The following is an 18,464-nucleotide window of genomic DNA, read 5'->3' as shown; positions in this document are numbered from 1 at the left end:
CGGCGCCGCGGTGCCCGCTCCTGCCGCGCCCGCCGCCTCCTGGGCGTCGCCCTCCCCCACCCCCACGACCAGCTCGACGAGGAACGTCACCGCCCCCAGCAGGAGCAGCGGCGTCCCGAGGGCCGCGACGACGAGCGCGCCGGCCAGGCCGGCCGCGGCCGCCGGCACGAACCGCGGCGCCGACCCCGCCCCGGGGGCCCGACGGGTCGGCCTCCACCGCGGCGACGAGCACGCCGACGAGCGTCACGACCGCGCCGACGGCTGCCGCGGCCACGACGGCCGGCCGGGCACCGAGGACCGCCGTCGCCCCGAGCGCGAGCAGCAGCAGCACCGCCCCGGCCGTCGGCACGCGGTGGCCCCACACCCGCACCCCGGCCCACAGCAGCCGGCGCCGGACCGGGCCCGACCCCTGGACCTCGAGCGTCCGCAGGAACAGGTCGTCGGCCTCCCGGCGCGCGCGCCGGCGGGCCGGGGCCGTGCGCACCCCGGCCACGAGCCCCGTGCGGTGGTCGTGCAGCAGGGCGGGGAGCGTCTGGCGCCCGTAGCTGGCGAGCACCCCCCACAGCGCCTCGGGCACCGACGCCAGGTCCGTCACGGAGCCGCGGGGCACCACGTCGGTGACGGCCGCCGCGTCCCAGCGGGCCGTGCCGCCGGGGCCCGTCGTGGTCGGGGGCGCGTCCGTCCACCCGAGGTCGGCGAGCAGCTCGAACTCCACCCGCCAGCGGCGCCGGACCGCGAGCTGGCGCAGGTCCACGGTGGCGGCGGCGACCCAACCGGTGCCGGCGGCGTCGCGTGCGAGGAACGGCACGTCGCCGCTACCGCGCCACCACGTTGCGCAGCGGCAGCCCGGCGACGAGCGCCGCGGCGTTCTCGGCGACGAGCGCGTCGGACCCCACCGGGCGGCCGCCCGCCGCGTGCGGCGTGAGCAGCACCCGCGGCTCGTCCCAGAGCGGCGAGCCCGCGGGCAGCGGCTCGGTGGCCGTGACGTCGAGCGCGGCGCCGGCCAGCCGGCCCTCGCGCAGCGCCGCCAGGAGGGCCTCCTCGTCGCCCGTGCTGCCGCGGCCGACGTTGACGACGTACGCGTGGTCGGGCAGGGCGGCGATCCGCCCGGCGTCCAGGGCCCGCTCCGTGGCCGGCGCCTGGGGCAGCACCATGACCAGCACGTCCGTGTCGGCCAGCTCGTCGTCGAGCGCCCCGTCGTCGACGACGTCGAACCCCGCCCGCTCCCCCGCCGAGCGCGCCACCCCGCGCACCCGGGCGCCGAGCGCCGACAGGTACCCCGCCAGGGCCTGCCCGATCTCCCCGAAGCCCCAGACGAGCACCCGGGCGTCGAGCAGGGTCGTCACCGGCCCGTCGGGGTGCAGCGGCTGGGGGCCGCCGAGCTCGCGGGACCAGCGGTGCTCGGCCTGGGCCCGCCCGGCCGCGGGCAGCCGGCGCACGAGCGCCAGCACCAGGGCGAGGGCGTGCTCCGAGACGGGGCGCGTGTGCAGCCCCACGCCGGTCGTCAGCACCACGTCCGGCGCGAAGCCGGCGGCGAGCAGGGCGTCGTCGCCGGCGGCGAGCCCCTGCACCCACCGCAGCCCCCCCAGGTCCCGCGCGGCCTCGGCCAGCGCCTCCCCCCGGTGACCCCACACGACGAGCGCCTCGGCGTCCCGGTCCTCGGGGCGCAGGCGCTCGGCCGGGTCGTACCGCACGGCCGTGACGCCCTCCGGCAGCCGCGGGTCGAGGTCGAGGGTCGTGGGCAGCAGGATCTTCACGCGCGCCATCCTGCCGCCGCGGAGGGCACCGGGCACGGCAGGATGGGGCCCGTGACGACCCACGCCGACCCCGACGCCGCCCGCCTCGTGACCGACCTCGAGGCCCAGGAGCGCGAGCTGGTCCTGCCCTCCCTCACGCACGACGACGCCTGGCGGCTCGGCTGCCTCCTCGTCGGGCTCGCCAGGGAGCGCGACCTGCCGGTGGTCGTCGACGTCCGGCGCGGCACGCAGCAGCTCTTCCACGCGGCGCGGCCCGGCACCGTGGCGGACAACGACACCTGGGTCGCCCGCAAGGTCCGCGTCGTCGAGCGGTTCGGCGCCTCGTCGTACCTCGTCGGGCAGCGCGCGCGGGCCAAGGGCACGACGTTCGCCGAGCAGCACGGCCTGCACGTGCAGGAGTACGCCGCGCACGGCGGCGCGTTCCCCCTGCGGGTCGGGGGCGCGGGGGTCGTCGGGGTGGTCACCGTCTCGGGGCTGCCGCAGGCGGAGGACCACGCGCTGGTCGTCGAGGCCCTGCGCCTCTTCCTGGCACGGGACTGAGACCGCAGGGGGCCGATCGGGTGCTTCACACGATCTCCACCGCCCCGCGGAACAGCCTCCGGTCGCCGCCCGTTGGGATCTCTGGAACAGTCGTCGACAGACGCATCGAGGCCCCGGAGGTCCCCCATGGCAAATCGTTCGCTGCGTGGCATGCGCATCGGCTCCAACAGCATGGAGAGCGACGCGGGTGTCGACCTGGCCCCCCGCTCCCAGGCGTTCTACGACTGCCCCAACGGGCACACCATCATCCTCCCGTTCTCGGTCGAGGCCGAGATCCCGGTCGTGTGGGAGTGCCGCTGCGGGGCGGAGGCGCTCCTGCGGGACGCCTCCCGTCCCGAGGTGAAGGCGGGCAAGCCCCCGCGCACCCACTGGGACATGCTCCTCGAGCGCCGCACCGTCGGCGAGCTGCAGGAGCTGCTCGACGAGCGCCTGGACCTGCTGCGGTCCGGCAAGCTGCGCCGCTCCGCCTGAGCACCACCGCACCCCCTCGACGGGCGTCGGACCTCCGGGTCCGGCGCCCGTCGTCGTCCGCGGGGCGACGGCTCACAGCACGGGCGTGCGCTCCGTGCGCCGGACCCGCCGCGCACCGGCGGCACCGGTGACGACGGTGGCCGCCGCCAGCACGAGCAGCACCCGCGCCGGCCACCCGTCCAGGCGCGTCGCGAGCGTCCGCGAGGTGCGCAGGGGCAGGTCCGCCACCATCTGCTCGGCGGTGAACAGGCCCGTGCGCTGCTGCACGACGCCGTCGGGGCCGATGACCGCGCTCACGCCCACCGTCGACACCTGCACCGTCGCGCGCCCGTGCTCCACCGCCCGCAGGCGGGACATGGCGAGCTGCTGCACGGCCTCGTCGGACAGGCCGAAGGAGGCGTTGTTCGTCGGGACGACGAGCACCTCTCCCCCGGCCCGCACGGCGTCGCGGACGAGGGCGTCGTAGGCGACCTCGAAGCAGATGACGTCGGCGACCGGCACGGTGCGTCCCAGCCGGGGCACGGCGACGTCGACGACGCCGACCTCGGTGCCGGGCAGCATGTCGTTGCGGACGAGGTCGACCGCGGAGGAGAACGGACGGACCCACGCCCGCAGCGGGATGTACTCCGCGAAGGGTGCCGGGTGCTGCTTGGCGTACCGGTCGACCACGCCTTGTCCCGGCTGCCACAAGAGCGAGACGTTGTACCGTCCGCCGGTGTCGGGGTACTCGACCGCCCCGACGAGGACCGGGGCCTCGAGCGCGCGCGCCGCGGCGTCGATGTCGGCGGCGGCCCCCGGGTCGACCTGCGGGTCGATGTCCGTCCCGTTCTCCGGCCACAGGACGACGTCCAGCTCGCCCGGGGCCACCGCGTCGAGCAGCGCCCGCGTCCCGGCGACGTGGTTGTCCAGCACCTGGCGGGGACGGCCGAAGGCCTCGAGGCCGGTCGCGGGGACGTCGCCCTGGACCGCGCCGACCCGGAGCGTGCCGGCCTCCGCCCGCGCGTCGAGGGGGACCTGGCTGCCGACGAGGGGCACGAGCGCGAGGGTGCCGACGGCGGCGATCGCGCGCACGAGGGCCCGCCGCCGCACCCACAGCACCGCCAGGGCCAGGAGCACCCCGAGGGCCGCCGTGAGGAGGGACACGAGCGGCACGCCGCCCCAGGAGGCGAAGGCGACGAGCGGCGAGGCCGCCTGCGAGAAGGCCAGCCGGCCCCAGGGGAAGCCGCCGAAGGGCCAGGCCGAGCGGACCTCCTCGGACGCCACCCAGAGGACGGGGAACACGAGGAGCTGGAGCCCCCCCGACCGCCAGACCGCGTCGCCCCGACGCGCCCAGGCCCACGCGGCGCCGAGGGCGGCGACCGCCCCCGCCTCGGCGGTGCTGAGGGCGACCCAGGGCACGGGACCGACCGCGTCGTCGGCCCAGGTGATGAGGGGCAGGAAGAAGGCGAGGCCCCAGACGAGCCCGACGAGGGCGCCCCAGCGGGCGGAGTCGCGCCGCAGTGCCAGCACCAGGAGGGCGATGCCGACCGGGGCCAGCGGCCAGATCCCGGGGTCCGGGAAGGCGAGGCACGTGAGCAGGCCCCCGACCACGGCGAGCAGGAGCGCCGCCGAGCGCGAGGGCGGTCCGGGAGGCGGCACCGGGAGAGGTTACGGCACGCGCCTGGGCGTCCTGCCCGCCCTCCGCGGTCCCGCCCTCCGCCCCGCCGGCCGCGGACCGGCCGGTCCGGGCGCCCTTCGTACCGGTCGGTGGACGACCGTTCTCTGATGAGCGCGCGGACCGGGCCGGAGCCGTCGGCCGCGGGGGGCGGGTGGTGCGACCGGGCCGTGGCCCGGCGCCCTCGAGGGGTGGCACCGGCGACGCCCGTGAGCGCCCGCCCGGTCCCGGCCCCTTCGGGCCTGCGGACGAACCTAGCCCCGGGGCACGGGGCCGTGTCAAGGCGCCGGGGGTGCTGGCCAGGGACGTCGCCGCAGGTCAGGGACCCGGCTACGGCGAGGTGCGCCCGGCGTGTCGGGTTCGGGCGTGTCGTCGGGGCGTCACCCGAGCGTGTCGAACAGCACCCGCCCGGCCCGCACCGTGCGCCGGCACACGGGCGCAGGCGCCCCCTCGGACAGGTCGGGCAGCAGCGGCGTGCCGGCTCGGGCGTCCGTGCTCCACGACGAGAAGCGCCCGGGCGCGCTCTGCACGGCCAGCGCCTCGACGTCCCAGACCGCCAGGTGCGCGGGGCACCCCACCCGCAGCTCCCCCGAGCCGTCCCCGTCGAGGCCGGCGGCACGCCAGCCGCCCCGGGTGTGCGCGCGGAAGGCCGCCCGGGCCGACATCCGGGAGGCGGGCGTCCGGTGCCGCAGCGCCGCCGCGACGCCGCCCCAGGGGTCGACGGGCGTCACCGGCGAGTCCGAGCCGAACGCGAGGGGCGCGCCCGCCTCCGCCATCGCGGCGAGCGGGTTGAGCCCCGCGGCCCGGTCGGCGCCGAGCCGTGCCGCGTACATGCCGGTCGGGCCGCCCCACGCCGCGTCGAAGGCGGGCTGCACGCTGAACCGCGCGCCCAGCGGCAGCAGGCCGGCGAGCGTGGCGGCGTCGACCATCTCCGCGTGCTCCAGCCGGGTCCCCCACCGGGCGAGGGCGGGCGCACCCACCTCCGCGGCCGCCAGCCGCATCCCGGCCAGCACGGCGTCGGCCCCGGCGTCCCCGATGACGTGGAACCCCGCCTGGACGCCGGCGCGCGTCGTCGCCACGAGGTGCGCCGCGACCGCCTCGGGCGTGAGGGCGAGCGTGCCGTGCCGGTCCGCGGCGTCGGGCGGCAGGTCGGCGTAGGGCTCGCGCAGGGCCGCCGTGCGGGACCCCAGCGACCCGTCCACGTTCAGGTCCCCGCCGAGCCCCGTGAGCCCGGGGACGGCCGCCAGGACCTCGCGCGCCGCCGCCTCGTCCGCGCAGAGCTCGCCGCGGTACCCCACGACGAGGGGCAGGCCCGAGGCCGGGTCGGCCGTCGCGGCGAGGAGCCCCGCGAGGCCCTCGCGCGTGTCGATGGAGGGCGCGCCGTGCTCGTGCACCGCCACCACCCCGCGGGCGGCCAGGAGCGCGAGCGCGCGCCCGACGAGCTCCGCGCGCCGCCCCGGCGTCACCGCCCGGGCGTGCGTGCGCGCCGCCACGTGCGCGGCCAGGCGCACGCGCCCCGACGGCTCCCACCCGGGCAGCCGGTCGGCCCCGCTCGCGGCCGCCAGGGCGGTCGAGACGACCGCGGAGTGCACGTCGACGCGGGCCAGGTACACGGGCCGTCCGCCGGCGGCCGCGTCGAGCTCGGCGGCCGTCGGCGGCCGGCCCTCGGGCCACGCCCCCTCGTCCCAGCCGGTCCCGAGCACCGGCACGCCGGGGGGCAGGGTGCGGGCCGCCGCCGCGACGGCCGCCAGGGCGCCGGCGAGGTCGCGCACCCCGCCGGCCGCGGACAGGTCGACGCCGTCGAGCGCGAGGCCCGTCTCCAGCACGTGCGCGTGCGCGTCGACGAACGCGGGCGCCAGCAGCCGCCCCTCGAGGTCGACGACGACGTCCGCCGAGGCGACCATCCCGTCGGCGGTGTCGTCCGCGCCGACCCACGCGACGACGCCGTCCACGACGAGCAGGGCCTCGGCGAACGGGTCGGCGGAGGAGTGGACGACGCCGTGGCGGTAGAGGGTCGAGGTCACCGGTCCCATCCTGGCAGGACGGGACCGGCGCGTCAGACGGAGGAGTACGCCACGACGCCGCGTCGGACCGCGTCGATGGCGCGTCCCGCCGTGCGCCGGGTGACGGGGTCCGGGGCGGCCTGCTGGAGCTGGTCGAGGACGTCGACGACCTGCTTGCACCACCGGACGAAGTCGCCGGCGGCGAGGTCCGACCCGCGCAGGACCACGTCGAGGCTGCGGCCCGAGGCCCAGCGGTGCACCGCCTGCACGAGGCCGAGGTCGAGCGGCTGCACCGTGTCGAGACGGTGGAGCGACTCCACGTCCTCGAGCTGCGACCACGCCCGGACCGTCTCCTCCAGCGCCCGTCCGAGGCTGCCCGAGGGGCCGCCGGGGACGGCCGGCTCCCCCGCGTCGTCCCGGCGCGACCGGTAGACGAGGGTGGACACCGCCGCGGCGAGGCCGGGCGCGTCGAGCTCGTCCCAGATGCGTCGCCGCAGGCACTCGGCGAGCAGGAGGTCGTTCTCGGCGTACAGGCGCCGCAGCCAGCGGCCCTCGGGCGTCACCGCCAGACCGGCGGCGCCCCCCTCGTCGGCCGCGACGAGGTCCGCCTCCGACCCCGCGGGTGCGGGGACGAGGTAGCCCAGCTGGACGAGGACGTCGCAGGTGCGGTCGAACACGGCGGCGATGGACCCCGTGCGCCCGGCGATCCGCCGCAGGAGCGTCTCGTGCTCCGCGCGCAGCCGCGACCAGCGCTGCGCCCACCGGGCGTGCTCCTCACGGTCGGGGCAGCCGTGGCACGGGTGGGCCCGCAGCTCGCGCCGCAGGTCCGTGAGCTCGCGGTCCTCCGCGGTGCGGTCGTTCTCGCGGGAGCGGCGGCCGCGGCGCCCGGCGCCGCCCTCGTCGCCCGTGCCGCGCAGCTCCTCGTCGACGAGCGCCCGCAGGGACGCGGCGAGGTCGCGGCGCGCCGCCGGGGCACGGTGGGAGAACGACCGCGGGACGGCGAGCCGACCGACCGTCCGCGCGCCCGTGCCGACGTCCGCGACGGTGAGCCGCCGCACCTGGCGGTCGGTCGTGAGCACCGTGGGCCGCGGCCCGTCGAAGCCCGCCGCCCCGCCCGGCTCGACGACGACCACGTGCGCGACGCGACGGCCGGTCGGCACCTCGAGCACGTCGCCGACGCGCAGGCCCTCGAGGGTGCGCGCGACGTCGGCACGCCGGGCGCCGGCGGCCTCCCGGGTGAGCTCGCGCTCGCGCGCGGAGATGCGGTCCCGGAGCACCTGGTAGCCGGCGAAGTCGCCGAGGTGGCACGTCATGGCCTCGCGGTAGCCCTCGAGCGCCTCCGCGTGCGACTGGGCCTGCCGCGCCAACCCGACGACGCCGCGGTCGGCCTGGAACTGCGCGAAGGACGTCTCGAGCACCTCGCGGGCCCGCTCGCGGCCGACCTGCGCGACGAGGTTGACGGCCATGTTGTAGGTGGGCCGGAAGCTCGAGCGCAGCGGGTAGAGCCGGCGCGAGGCCAGGCCGGCGAGCGCGACCGGGTCCAGGCCCGGGTGGTCCACGACGACGGCGTGGCCCTCCGTGTCGATGCCGCGCCGCCCCGCCCGCCCCGTGAGCTGCGTGTACTCCCCCGGCGTCACGTCCACGTGGCCCGAGCCGTCCCACTTCACGAGCTTCTCCAGCACGACCGAGCGCGCCGGCATGTTGATGCCCAGGGCGAGCGTCTCCGTCGCGAAGACCACCTTGACCAGGCCGCGGGCGAACAGGTGCTCGACCGTCTCCTTGAACAGGGGCAGCATCCCGGCGTGGTGGGCGGCGACCCCGCGGGTCGCGGCGTCGAGGAAGGCCCAGTAGCCCAGGACGTCGAGGTCCTCCGGCGGGATGGCGGCGCAGCGCTCCTCCACCACCTGCCGGATCTCGGCCTGCTCCGCCGGCCGTGTCAGCCGCACCCCCGCGCGCAGGCACTGGTCGACGGCGCCCTGGCAGCCGGCCCGGGAGAAGATGAAGACGATCGCCGGCAGCAGGGACGCCCCGTCGAGCAGCTCGACGACGGCCGGCCGCGGCGTCGGCCGCGGGACGAGGCCCGAGCCGCGGTCCTCCTGCCGGTCCGAGGTGCGGTCCTGCCCCCGGCCGCCGCCGCGGCCGCGGAAGCCCCGGTCGCCCGGGCCGCGCCGCCCCTCGTCGCGCCGGCCGCGCAGGAGCCGGACGAGGTCGGGGTTGATGGGCGGGTCGACGCCGGGGTCCGTCGGGTCGACGTGCCCGGCGTAGAGGTCGAGCAGCTCGCGCTGCACGAGGACGTGCTGCCCGAGCGGCACCGGCCGGTGCTCGCTCACCACGACGGCGGTGTCCCCGCGGACCATCTCGAGCCAGTCGCCGAACTCCTCGGCGTTGGAGACGGTGGCCGAGAGGGAGACGAGCTGCACGTCGTCGGGGAGGTGGATGATGACCTCCTCCCACACCGGGCCGCGGAAGCGGTCGGCGAGGTAGTGCACCTCGTCCATGACGACGTACCGCAGCCCGACGAGCGCCGCGGAGCCCGCGTAGAGCATGTTGCGCAGCACCTCGGTCGTCATGACGACGACGGGCGCGTCGCCGTTGATCGTGGTGTCACCCGTCAGCAGGCCCACGCGGTCGGAGCCGTACCGACGAACGAGGTCGGCGTACTTCTGGTTCGACAGCGCCTTGATGGGCGTCGTGTAGAACGCCTTGTGCCCGCCCGTGACGGCGAGGTCGACGGCGAACTCGCCGACCACGGTCTTGCCCGCCCCCGTCGGGGCCGCCACGAGGACGCCGGCGCCGCGCTCGAGCGCTGCGCACGCCTCCACCTGGAAGTCGTCGAGGGGGAAGTCCAGCGTCGCGCGGAACCGGTCGAGCTCGGGGCCGGCGGAGCGGCGGCGGGCGGCGGCGAAGCGCTCGGCGGGCGAGGGCTCCTCCGTGCGGACGGGCGGCGCCGCGGGGGCGGCGCGCCCGGGGCCGGTGGCGGTGCGGGTGCGCCCCGCGGTCCGACGCTTCTGGGAGGGCACCCCCTCACCCTAGGCAGGCACCCCGCTCCGGTCGCGCGGGGGACGCACGTCCTCGGGCGCCGCCGTCACCACGCGGTCCCGACCGCCCGCCTTCGCGGCGTACAGCGCGCGGTCGGCGGCGGCCAGCAGACCGGTCGCGTCGACCGTGCTGCCGCCGGGGGCCGTCGCGACGCCGATGCTCACGGTGGTGCCCACGGGCTCCCCCGAGGCGCCCGGCACCGTGACGGCCGCGCACGACGCGCGCAGGGCCTCGGCCCGCCGTGCCGCCGCGTCCGCGTCGCAGCCCGGCAGCACGAGGACGAGCTCCTCGCCGCCGTAACGGGCCGCCAGCTCCCGGCGCCCCACGCCGTCCGCCGCCGCCGCCGCGATCGCCACGAGCACGGCGTCGCCGACGGCGTGCCCCTCCTCGTCGTTGACCCGCTTGAACCGGTCGACGTCGAGCATGAGCAGGCTCACGGGCCGGCCCGCCGCCAGCGCCGCGGGCACGTCGCTCGTCAGCACCTCCAGCAGGCGCCGCCGGTTGGCCAGCCCCGTGAGCGGGTCGCGGGCGGCGCGCTCGGCGAGCTCGGCGCGCAGCCGCTCGACGAGGGCGAGCTGCTCGCGCAGGGCCTGCGACGCCCGCTCGGCCTCGTGGCGGCGCGTCTCGAGGGCGGCCTCCCGCGCCCGCTCCACCGCGATGTCGCGGGCGATGACCACCCAGCCGATGACGTCGCCCTCGGCATCGGTGAGCGGGGTGGTCCGCAGGTCGAGGTGGAGGCCGTGCTCCGGCAGGTCCACGGCGCGCTGCGCGGGGCCGGAACGGGGCGGGTCCTCACCGAGCGGGTCGACGGGGCCGCGCAGCGGCAGCCCGACGAGGTGCTCCGGCGCCCCCGGGTCGAGCCGGCGCAGGAGGGCCTCGCCGGCGGGGTTGACCTCGACGACACGTCGGAGGCGGTCCACCACGAGGACGCCGTCGCCCATCGCGGCGACGACCTGCCGGAGGGCGACCGGCAGCACGTCGGGGAGCGCCTCGTGCTCCAGCGCCCACCAGCACAGCGCCGCCGTGACGAGGAACAGCACCGGCGTGAGGTCGACGAGCGCCTCGTCGAGCAGCCACACGGACACGACGTTGCCCACCGTGGGGAACACCATCGCCAGCACCGGCCACAGGAAGCGCGGACGGTGGGTCGGTGCGGCCCGGACCGCCGCCCGGACGAGGAGCACGCCGGCGGTGGCGAGCACGGCGTAGGAGTAGGCCGTGTGCAGGTCGAAGAGCGGTCCCCCGTGGCTCGTGAGCACGGGCGGGTCGCCCAGGGGCTGCCAGCGGGTGCGCAGCCCGTCGTGCAGCGGGTTCGTCGCGGCGGCGAGCACGAGCAGCACGGGCTCGACGAGCAGCCAGCCCTCGCGGCGCCACCGCCACCGCCAGCGCCGGTCCGCCATCGCGCGCGCGTGGCACCAGAAGCCGGCCACGATGGCGGCCACCCCCGGGTAGATCGCCAGGTCCGCCGCCACCTGCAGGGCCGGGGGCACGAGCACGAAGGACAGCACGCGCACCGCGGACCACCACGCGGACCCCAGCAGCACCACGACGAGCGCCGCGGCGGCGGGCGTCCCGCCCCGCCGGCGCATCATGCGTGCGGAGGCGGCGGACGCCACCGCGGCGGCCGCGAAGACGGCGGCCCACGGGTGCAGCTGCAGCACGCCTCTCCTCGCCTCCCCACGTCGGGCGCCGACCGTCGGCGCGGCGCCCGTGCCGGGCACCACCAGTGTCATCGGCCGCGGAGGGCCCGGACCGGAGGCGCCGGGGCGGACGGGTGAGGGGTGCCCGGGGGCCGGTCACCCGGACGGGCCAGGCCACGACGTGGTCAGGCCAGGACGTGGTCAGGCCAGGACGTGGTCAGGCCAGGACGCGCAGCGCCCCGGGGACCACCTGCACCGTCAGCGGCAGCGGCCCCAGGCGCTCGCCGTCCCCGTAGGCGACGGGCGCCGGCGCCCCCGCGGACGGGTCCGCCTCGACGAGGACCCGCACCGCGCGACGGACGCCCACCGCCGGGTGGCGCAGGTGCCGCCCGCGGGCCAGCGCGGGCAGGATCCGCAGCACGCCGAGCCGGCTGAGCGACCCGGCGAGCACGACGTCCGCCAGACCGTCGGCCGCGTCGGCCCCGGGCGCGATCGGCAGGCCCCCGCCGAAGGTCGCGGTCCCGGCGACCGCGAGCAGGGTCGCCGGGCCCCGGTGGACGAGGCGGCGGCCGTCCGGGCCCTCCAGCACGACCCGCAGGCCGTAGGGGCGGAAGGCGCGGAGCTCGCCGGCGAGGGCGCGCACGTACCGTGCCGTGCCGCGCGGCCACCGCACCCCGTCCGCCCGGGCGTTGACGGCCGCGTCCACGCCGCACGAGACCACGGCGGCGCACAGCACCTCCGCGCCGCCGACGCCGACGGCCAGGAGGTCGACGCGGCGGGCCGGCGCCCCCAGTGCGGCGTCGAGGCGGTCCACGGCGGCGCCCACGTCGTGCCGCGGCAGCCCCAGCGCCCGTGCGACGTCGTCGCCGCTGCCGCAGGCCACCACGCCGAGCGCGAGACCCGTGCCGGCGACCGCCGCCACGGCGCGGTGGACGGTGCCGTCGCCGCCCACCGCGACGAGGGCGTCGAGCCCCGGCGGCAGGGCCGCGACCCCCGGCGGGTCGGGCAGGTCGACCTCGAGGACCTCGTGCCCGCGGGCCCGCAGCGCCGTCCGGACCAGGGGCCCCGTGCGGCCCGCCCGGCCGCCGTCCGCGCGCCCGTTGACGACGAGCCCCAGGCGCGCCACGTCAGGCGGCGGGCGTGCGGGTGCCGGCGGCGGGGGTCCACCCCTCGGGCACGGTCCCGTCGAGCCGCGGCAGGCCCTCGGCGAGCCGCCGCCGGTCCGTGCGCCGGTCGTGCAGCAGGGCGATCCCGACCGCGGCGAAGTAGAGCCCGCAGATGGGCAGCGCCAGCACGATCATCGTCACGGCGTCGGGCGTGGGCGTCATGACGGCGGCGAAGAGGAAGGCGAGCATGACCGCCCAGCGCCACCCGCGCAGCATGGCGCGCCCCTGCAGGAGGTTCGCCAGGTTGAGCCCGACGAGGAGCACCGGCAGCAGGAAGGCCAGGCCGAACGCGAGGACGAGCCGCATGACGAAGCTGAGGTAGTTCTGCGCGTCGATGAAGTTCGTGGCGCCCTCGGGGGTGAGCTCCGTCAGCAGGCGCACCGCGTTCGGCAGCGCCCACCAGGCCGTCCCGGCACCCGCGAGGAACAGCGGCACCGCGACGGCCAGGAAGCCCACGGCCGCGAGCCGCTCCCGGCGGGTGAGGCCCGGGGTGACGAACGCCCAGAGCTGGTAGATCCACCAGGGGCTCGAGACGAGCACGCCGAGGAAGAGCGAGACCTTCACCTGCATGTCGAAGGCCGTCGCGACCCCGCCGAAGTTGGCGGAGACGACCGCGTCGTTCTCCGCCGCCGCCAGGACGAGCGGCTGCTGCAGGAGGTCGAACACCGTGCCGTAGGCGGCCCACCCCGCGATGGCGCCCACGACGACCCCGACGGCGGCGAGCACCACCCGCCGGCGGAGCTCGCGCAGGTGCTCGCGCAGCGGCATCCGCCCGTCGGGGTCACGCTCCCGACGGCGTGCGGGCACCGCTCAGCCCTGCGGGGTCGTGCCGCCCGGCGTCGCGCCGGTCGCGGTGGAGCCGGTGGGCGTGGCGGCGGGGGCGGCCGTCGTCGTGGTCGGGCCGGGGACGGGGGCCCCGGCCACCGGCGGGGCGGCGGGCGTCTCGTCGTCGCGCAGGTCCTTGACCTCGCTCTTGAAGATCTTCATCGACTGGCCGAGGCTGCGCGCGAGCGTGGGGAGGCGGGTGGAGCCGAAGAGCAGCACCACGACGGCCAGGAAGATGAGCAGGTGGACCGCGGTGAAGCGCATGGGGTGTCTCCTTGCCGGGCGGGCGTGGACGTGCGGGGCCAGTGTAGGTCGCCCGCCCTGTGGACCTAGGACCAGTCCCGGCGCCAGCGCGCGTACGTCTCCCGGTGCCGGACCTCGCGGGCGGCGCGCCGCTCCCGCGACCGCTCCCGGACCGGCTCGGTCCGCGCCCGCACGACCGCCGGGTCGGTGAACAGGTCGGGCCCGGCGGCGGCGGGGGCCTCGCCGGCCAGCCGCGCGAGCGCGTCGGCCCGGTCGGCCAGGCGCCCGGCCACCTCGCCGGCGCGCGTCACCTCCGCGAGGAGGGCCCGCACCGAGCGCCACAGGCGCCGCCCGACGACGACCGCGCCGACCACGGCGCCCACGACGAGCACCGTCCACACCAGGGCCCACAGCACGGCCGTCACCCTAGCCCGCCCGTGCCGGCGCGACCGTCCCCGGGCGGGACGTCGTCCAGCCCCAGCCCGGCGTAGGCCTCCAGGGCGTCGCGTGCCACGCCGGCCGCGGCGACGGCGGCGCCCGGCGGGCGGACGGCGAGCACGTCGTCGGCGACGGACAGCAGGAGGCGCTGCAGCCAGGCGGGGTGCTGCACGCGCACGTCGAGCTCGAAGGACCCGTCCTCGAGGGTGCGCACGTCCTCCGTCGGCGTCTCCTCCGCCACCCAGCGGGCGCGGCTGCGCAGGTGGACGGTGACGACGTCGCCCTCCGAGGGGCGGAACGGGTCGGCGACGGCCGGCACGGCGTGGTCCTCCGCCGGGGTGTCGAGCACGACCGCGTCGAGGACCCGGTCGAGCCGGAACGTCCGCTCCCCGGCGACGAGGTGGCACCACGCGCGCAGGTACGCGTGCCCGTCGCCGGTCTCGAGGCGCTGGGGGTCGACGTCGCGCTCCGTCTCCACCTCCGCGGTGTCGACGTAGCGCAGGTGCAGCCGGCGCCGCTCGAGCAGGGCACGCTCCACGGCAGCGACGACCGGGGGCCGGCCCGGGAGGTCGATCCGGACGTCGAGCGCGGCGTCGGCCGCCGCGTCGCCCGTGGCCGCCGTGAGCTTCGCGGTCGCCGACGCCAGGACGGCGGCCCGCTCCGGGTCGAGCCCGGGGCCGAGCGACGACGCCAGCGCCCGCAGCGCCGTGAGCAGCACCGTCGCCTCCCTCGCGCCCAGGCGCAGCGGCCGGGTCATGCCGCGGGACTCCGTCAGGCGCACCACGCCCCGCTCGTAGGAGTCGGCGTCGAAGTCGATGAGGTCGTGCGGGAAGTAGCCCGGCGTACCCGTCACCCAGAGCGTGTCGATGTCCTGCAGCACCTGCGCCGTGGTGACGCCGAACTGCTCGGCGAGGTCCTCGACGGGCACGCCGGAGCGCCCGTCGAGGTAGGCGACCATCCCGAGCAGGCGCAGGAGCCGCTCCCCCGTGCGCTCAGCCACGCCCGTCCCCCCGTCCGGCCGCGGCCGCGTCGAGCGCCGCCGCCGCGCGCAGCCGGCGCAGCACGGCCAGGCGCAGCTCCGGCGGGTCCAGCACGAGCACGGCCGCGCCGTGCCCGACGACCTCCTCCGCGAGCTCCCGGCTGCTGCGGTAGGGGACGACGAGGACGTCCCGGCCGTCCGAGCCGCGCCCGGGCAGGGCCGCGTCCGTCTCCCCGGCGTCCGGGACCGCGCGGGCGCGCAGCGCGGGCGCCCGCTCCGGCAGGACCGCGAGCACCGCGCGCCGCTCCGGCGGCTCGCCCCAGCGCGCGAGCGACGCCTCGTGCTCCGCGCGGCTCGGCGGCACGAACGCGCCCGGCGCCCCGAGGCGGCGCACGGGCCCCTCCAGGCGGGTGAGGCGGAAGGAGCGGGGGGCGTCGCGGTCGCGGTCCCGGCCGATGAGCAGCCAGCCGCCCCGGCGGCTGAGCAGGTGCCACGGCTCCACCGTGCGGGTGCGCAGCTCCCCCGTGCTCGCCGCGCGGTACGCGAACTGCACGACCTGCCGCCCGTGCACGGCGTCGACGAGGGGCGCGAGGGCGGCACCGCCGGGACGCACGCGCGGCACCAGCCCGGCGAGGACGTCGGGCCTCTCGGGCCCCTCCCCCACGGCCCGCAGCTTCGTCAGGGCCCGGTCCGTGTCCGTGCGCAGCGCCTGGTCCTGCCACAGCTGCGCGGCGAGCCCGAGGACGCCGAGCTCGGCGGGCGTCAGCTCCAGGGGCGGCAGCGACCAGGCCTCGAGGTCGACGCGGTAGCCCACGTCGTCGCCGTGGGCCGCGCCGGTCACCGTGACGACGGGGACGCCGAGCTCGCGCAGGGTGTCCTTGTCCCGCTCGAACATCCGCTCGAAGGCCTCGTCGGAGACGGCGTCGGCGTAGCCCGCGACGCTCCGGCGCACCTGCTCCTTCGTCATGCGGCGGCCGGTGTTCACCAGCGCGATGACGAGGTTGAGCAGGCGCTCGGCCGGGGGCGTGGGGGCGGGCATCGCGCTCACCGTAGCGGCCGCGCGGGGGCCGCGACGCCCGCGCGGCGTCCCCGCGGCCCCGCCCGCTGGGTACGGTGACCGGCGTGATCACGTGGCGCTCCGGGACGGTCGTGCGGGCGGGACGGTCGTGGCCGGGTGCCGCCGAGCTCGCCGTCGCCCTCGACCCGCACCCCGACGACGCCGTGCCGGACGGCGGCGACGACCCTGACGCCGGTGCCGACCACGGCGGCGGCGCCCTCGGGGACGGCACGGTCCGCGCGCTCGCCTACCCCGCCCTCGTCGGGCCGGTGCCCTCCGGCGCGCACGTCCTCCTCAACGTCGGCGCGCTGCGCCGCGGCCTGGGGACGGGCGGGTACGCGCTCGTCGTCGCCCGCACGGACGCCCCCGTGCCCGACGCCCCCGCCGGGCCCGGGCACCTCGTCAAGGCGCGCTACACCCCCCTCCAGGCGACGGTGCTCGGCGTCGACGACCCCGAGTCGCCGCACCACGCGACCCTGCGCGACGCCGACGACCTGGCGGGGATGCCGGTGGTCGTCGCCGACCTGCACTCGGCGCTGCCCGCGGTGGTCGCGGGCGCGCGGGCGGAGGCGGCGCTGCGGGGCCGGCGCGCGCCCCGGGTCGCCTACGTGCTCACGGACGGCGGCGCGCTGCCCGCGTGGTTCTCCCGGACGGTGGCGGGCCTGCGCGACGCGGGGTGGCTGGCGGCGTGCCTCACCGCGGGGCAGGCGTTCGGCGGCGACCTCGAGGCCGTCACGGTGCACACGGCGCTGCTGGCCGCGCGGCACGTCGTGGGTGCGGACCTCGTCGTCGTGGCGCAGGGCCCCGGCAACCTGGGCACGGGGACCCGGTGGGGCTTCTCGGGCGTCGCCGCCGGCGAGGCGGTCAACGCGGCCGCCGTCCTCGGCGGCCGGCCGGTCGCGTCGCTGCGCGTGTCGGGCGCCGACACCCGGGACCGGCACCGCGGCGTCTCCCACCACTCCCTGACGGCCTACGGGCGGGTCGCGCTGGCCCCGGCCGACGTCGTCGTGCCGCTGCTGACGGGCGCCCCGGGCGTCGGCGACGACCTCGCGGCGCGGGTGCTCGCGCAGGCCGCGGAGCTCGTCGCGCCGGTGGGGCGGCACCGCCGGGTCGACGTGGCCGTCGGTGCCGACGACCTCGCGGCGCTGGCCGGCTCCCCCGTCGGCCTGTCGACGATGGGCCGCGGGCTCGAGGCCGACCCGGCCGCCTTCCTCGCCGTGGCCGCGGCGGGCCGGCACGCGGTGGCGCTGCTCGCCGGGGGCTGACCGGGTCAGCGCGGGGGACGGCTGCGGACGGCGACGAGGGTCGCCAGCCGCCGGGCCTCGCGCTCGGCGTGGGCGCCGTCGGCCTGCTGGACGCCCATGACCGCCAGGGTGCCGCCGTCGGCGAGGTCGAGCTGCACCCACGGCCGGTCCCGGCCGAAGCGCACGGACACGACCTCCGCCCAGCGCACCCGCCGCGTCAGCACGAGGTTGCGGACGCGCAGGCCGTCGCTCTCGACGAAGGCCGCGACCATCGCCTGCCGCACGCAGAAGAGGGTGAGCACCGCCCCGAGCAGCGCCAGGGCCGCGCGGTCGAGAGGCTCCGCGCCCAGGACGCCCTCGGCCGGCAGCACCACGACCGCGGCCGCCGTGCAGGCGGCGACGAGGACGGCCAGCCCCGCGCCCACCGCACGCGCGAGCCGCGGGCGGAACGGGTCGGTGCGCGGGTCGGGGCCCGGCGGCCGGCCGCTCGTCGCCGGCCTCAGATCCGGCAGGCGTGGATGGACGTCACGAGGATGGCGCGGGCGCCGACCCCGTAGAGGTCGTCCATCACCCGGTTCGTCTCCTTGCGCGGCACCATCACGCGGACGGCGGCCCAGTCGCTGTCGTGCAGCGGGGAGACGGTCGGCGACTCGAGGCCGGGCGTGATGGCCACGGCGGAGTCGACGAGCTCCAGCGGCACGTCGTAGTCCATGAGGACGTACTCGCGCGCCGTGAGCACGCCCTGGATGCGCCGGGTGAGGACGTCGAGGCCGCGCGGCTCGTCGACGTCCGAGCGCCGGACGAGGACGGCCTCCGAGCGCAGGATGGGCTCGCCGAAGACCTCCAGCCCCGCGGCGCGCAGCGTCGTGCCGGTCTCGACGACGTCGGCGATGACGTCGGCGACGCCGAGCCGGATCGCCGTCTCGACGGCGCCGTCGAGCCGCACCACGGCGGCGGGCGCGACGCCCTGGGCGCGCAGGTGCGCGGCGACGAGGACCGGGTAGGACGTCGCGACGCGACGGCCCGCGACGTCGGCGACGGACGTGGCCTGCCCGGCCGTCGTCGCGAACCGGAACGTGCTGCGCGCGAAGCCGAGCGGGAGGTGCTCCACCGCGGACGACTCCGAGTCGAGCATGAGGTCGCGCCCCGTGATGCCGACGTCGACCGTGCCCGACCCCACGTACACCGCGATGTCGCGCGGGCGCAGGAAGAAGAACTCCACGTCGTTGTCGGGGTCGGGGAGCACGAGCTCGCGGTGGTCACGGCGCTGGCGGTACCCCGCCTCGCGCAGCATCTCGACGGCGGGCTCGGAGAGCGAGCCCTTGTTGGGCACGGCGATCCTCAGCACGGGGACCTCTCGGTGACGGGTGGCGGGCCGGCGGGGCCCGCGCGGGTGGATCGGTGGGGA

17 protein-coding genes are annotated in these 18,464 nt (G+C 78.3%); 3 read left to right on the top strand and 14 right to left on the bottom strand.

Annotated elements, in window-relative coordinates:
- The coding region (locus tag EJA20_RS15170; protein ID WP_129339338.1) for a DUF1353 domain-containing protein at positions 1 to 808 on the bottom strand (808 nt) is incomplete at its 3' end.
- 7 nt (positions 809 to 815) lie between these two features.
- Positions 816 to 1,757: an NAD(P)-dependent oxidoreductase gene (locus EJA20_RS15165; protein WP_129339337.1), complete on the bottom strand. Its 942-nt coding sequence runs from the start codon at positions 1,755 to 1,757 to the stop codon at positions 816 to 818.
- 51 nt (positions 1,758 to 1,808) lie between these two features.
- On the opposite strand from EJA20_RS15165, the gene EJA20_RS15160 reads away from it, so the two are divergent.
- On the top strand, positions 1,809 to 2,297 hold the full coding sequence (locus EJA20_RS15160) for a heme-degrading domain-containing protein (RefSeq protein WP_240675538.1): 489 nt from the start codon (positions 1,809 to 1,811) through the stop codon (positions 2,295 to 2,297).
- A 126-nt stretch (positions 2,298 to 2,423) separates the two neighbouring features.
- Positions 2,424 to 2,768, top strand: a complete 345-nt coding sequence (locus tag EJA20_RS15155; RefSeq protein WP_129339335.1) for an RNA polymerase-binding protein RbpA — start codon at positions 2,424 to 2,426, stop codon at positions 2,766 to 2,768.
- Between the two features lie 72 nt (positions 2,769 to 2,840).
- On the opposite strand, the gene lnt is transcribed toward EJA20_RS15155, so the two are convergent.
- The 10 genes from lnt to EJA20_RS15105 all read right to left on the bottom strand — a co-directional run bounded on the left by lnt (position 2,841) and on the right by EJA20_RS15105 (position 15,794).
- On the bottom strand, positions 2,841 to 4,406 hold the full coding sequence (lnt, locus tag EJA20_RS15150) for an apolipoprotein N-acyltransferase (RefSeq protein WP_129339334.1): 1,566 nt from the start codon (positions 4,404 to 4,406) through the stop codon (positions 2,841 to 2,843).
- A gap of 396 nt (positions 4,407 to 4,802) precedes the next feature.
- The gene (locus EJA20_RS15145) at positions 4,803 to 6,446 is read right to left on the bottom strand and encodes an amidohydrolase (RefSeq protein ID WP_205687531.1); all 1,644 of its coding nucleotides are present in this window, start codon (positions 6,444 to 6,446) and stop codon (positions 4,803 to 4,805) included.
- A 32-nt stretch (positions 6,447 to 6,478) separates the two neighbouring features.
- Complete coding sequence (locus EJA20_RS15140) at positions 6,479 to 9,445, bottom strand: DEAD/DEAH box helicase (RefSeq protein ID WP_129339332.1); 2,967 nt, start codon at positions 9,443 to 9,445, stop codon at positions 6,479 to 6,481.
- Between the two features lie 9 nt (positions 9,446 to 9,454).
- Complete coding sequence (locus EJA20_RS15135; RefSeq protein ID WP_164984007.1) at positions 9,455 to 11,125, bottom strand: diguanylate cyclase; 1,671 nt, start codon at positions 11,123 to 11,125, stop codon at positions 9,455 to 9,457.
- Between the two features lie 196 nt (positions 11,126 to 11,321).
- The gene (locus tag EJA20_RS15130) at positions 11,322 to 12,230 is read right to left on the bottom strand and encodes a diacylglycerol/lipid kinase family protein (RefSeq protein WP_129339330.1); all 909 of its coding nucleotides are present in this window, start codon (positions 12,228 to 12,230) and stop codon (positions 11,322 to 11,324) included.
- 1 nt (position 12,231) lies between these two features.
- The gene (gene tatC, locus EJA20_RS15125) at positions 12,232 to 13,038 is read right to left on the bottom strand and encodes a twin-arginine translocase subunit TatC (protein WP_129339340.1); all 807 of its coding nucleotides are present in this window, start codon (positions 13,036 to 13,038) and stop codon (positions 12,232 to 12,234) included.
- A gap of 42 nt (positions 13,039 to 13,080) precedes the next feature.
- Positions 13,081 to 13,359, bottom strand: a complete 279-nt coding sequence (gene tatA, locus EJA20_RS15120) for a Sec-independent protein translocase subunit TatA (protein ID WP_129339329.1) — start codon at positions 13,357 to 13,359, stop codon at positions 13,081 to 13,083.
- A gap of 65 nt (positions 13,360 to 13,424) precedes the next feature.
- Positions 13,425 to 13,754 carry a hypothetical protein gene (locus tag EJA20_RS15115; protein WP_129339328.1) on the bottom strand — a complete coding sequence of 110 codons (330 nt, stop codon included), beginning with the start codon at positions 13,752 to 13,754 and terminating at the stop codon, positions 13,425 to 13,427.
- A 5-nt stretch (positions 13,755 to 13,759) separates the two neighbouring features.
- A complete protein-coding gene (locus EJA20_RS15110; RefSeq protein ID WP_129339327.1) occupies positions 13,760 to 14,776 on the bottom strand; it encodes a helix-turn-helix transcriptional regulator in 1,017 nt (338 codons plus the stop codon).
- Positions 14,769 to 15,794 (bottom strand): helix-turn-helix transcriptional regulator, encoded by a 1,026-nt coding sequence (locus tag EJA20_RS15105; RefSeq protein WP_129339326.1) that lies wholly within the window; start codon positions 15,792 to 15,794, stop codon positions 14,769 to 14,771. Before EJA20_RS15105 ends, EJA20_RS15110 begins: the two co-directional genes overlap by 8 nt.
- Before the next feature lie 83 nt (positions 15,795 to 15,877).
- Here EJA20_RS15105 and EJA20_RS15100 point away from each other — a divergent pair, with 83 nt between their 5' ends.
- Complete coding sequence (locus EJA20_RS15100) at positions 15,878 to 17,077, top strand: DUF3866 family protein (protein WP_129339325.1); 1,200 nt, start codon at positions 15,878 to 15,880, stop codon at positions 17,075 to 17,077.
- A 5-nt stretch (positions 17,078 to 17,082) separates the two neighbouring features.
- On the opposite strand, the gene EJA20_RS18810 is transcribed toward EJA20_RS15100, so the two are convergent.
- Together EJA20_RS18810 and hisG are read right to left on the bottom strand one after the other, a co-directional pair.
- The gene (locus EJA20_RS18810) at positions 17,083 to 17,481 is read right to left on the bottom strand and encodes a PH domain-containing protein (RefSeq protein ID WP_240675537.1); all 399 of its coding nucleotides are present in this window, start codon (positions 17,479 to 17,481) and stop codon (positions 17,083 to 17,085) included.
- Between the two features lie 74 nt (positions 17,482 to 17,555).
- The gene (hisG, locus tag EJA20_RS15090) at positions 17,556 to 18,404 is read right to left on the bottom strand and encodes an ATP phosphoribosyltransferase (RefSeq protein WP_129339324.1); all 849 of its coding nucleotides are present in this window, start codon (positions 18,402 to 18,404) and stop codon (positions 17,556 to 17,558) included.
- Positions 18,405 to 18,464 lie beyond the last annotated feature (60 nt).

Source organism: Cellulomonas endophytica (assembly GCF_004123805.1).
Taxonomy (GTDB): domain Bacteria; phylum Actinomycetota; class Actinomycetes; order Actinomycetales; family Cellulomonadaceae; genus Cellulomonas; species Cellulomonas endophytica.
Note: the sequence above shows the minus strand (reverse complement) of the source record. Positions and strands in the feature narration are given on the sequence as shown.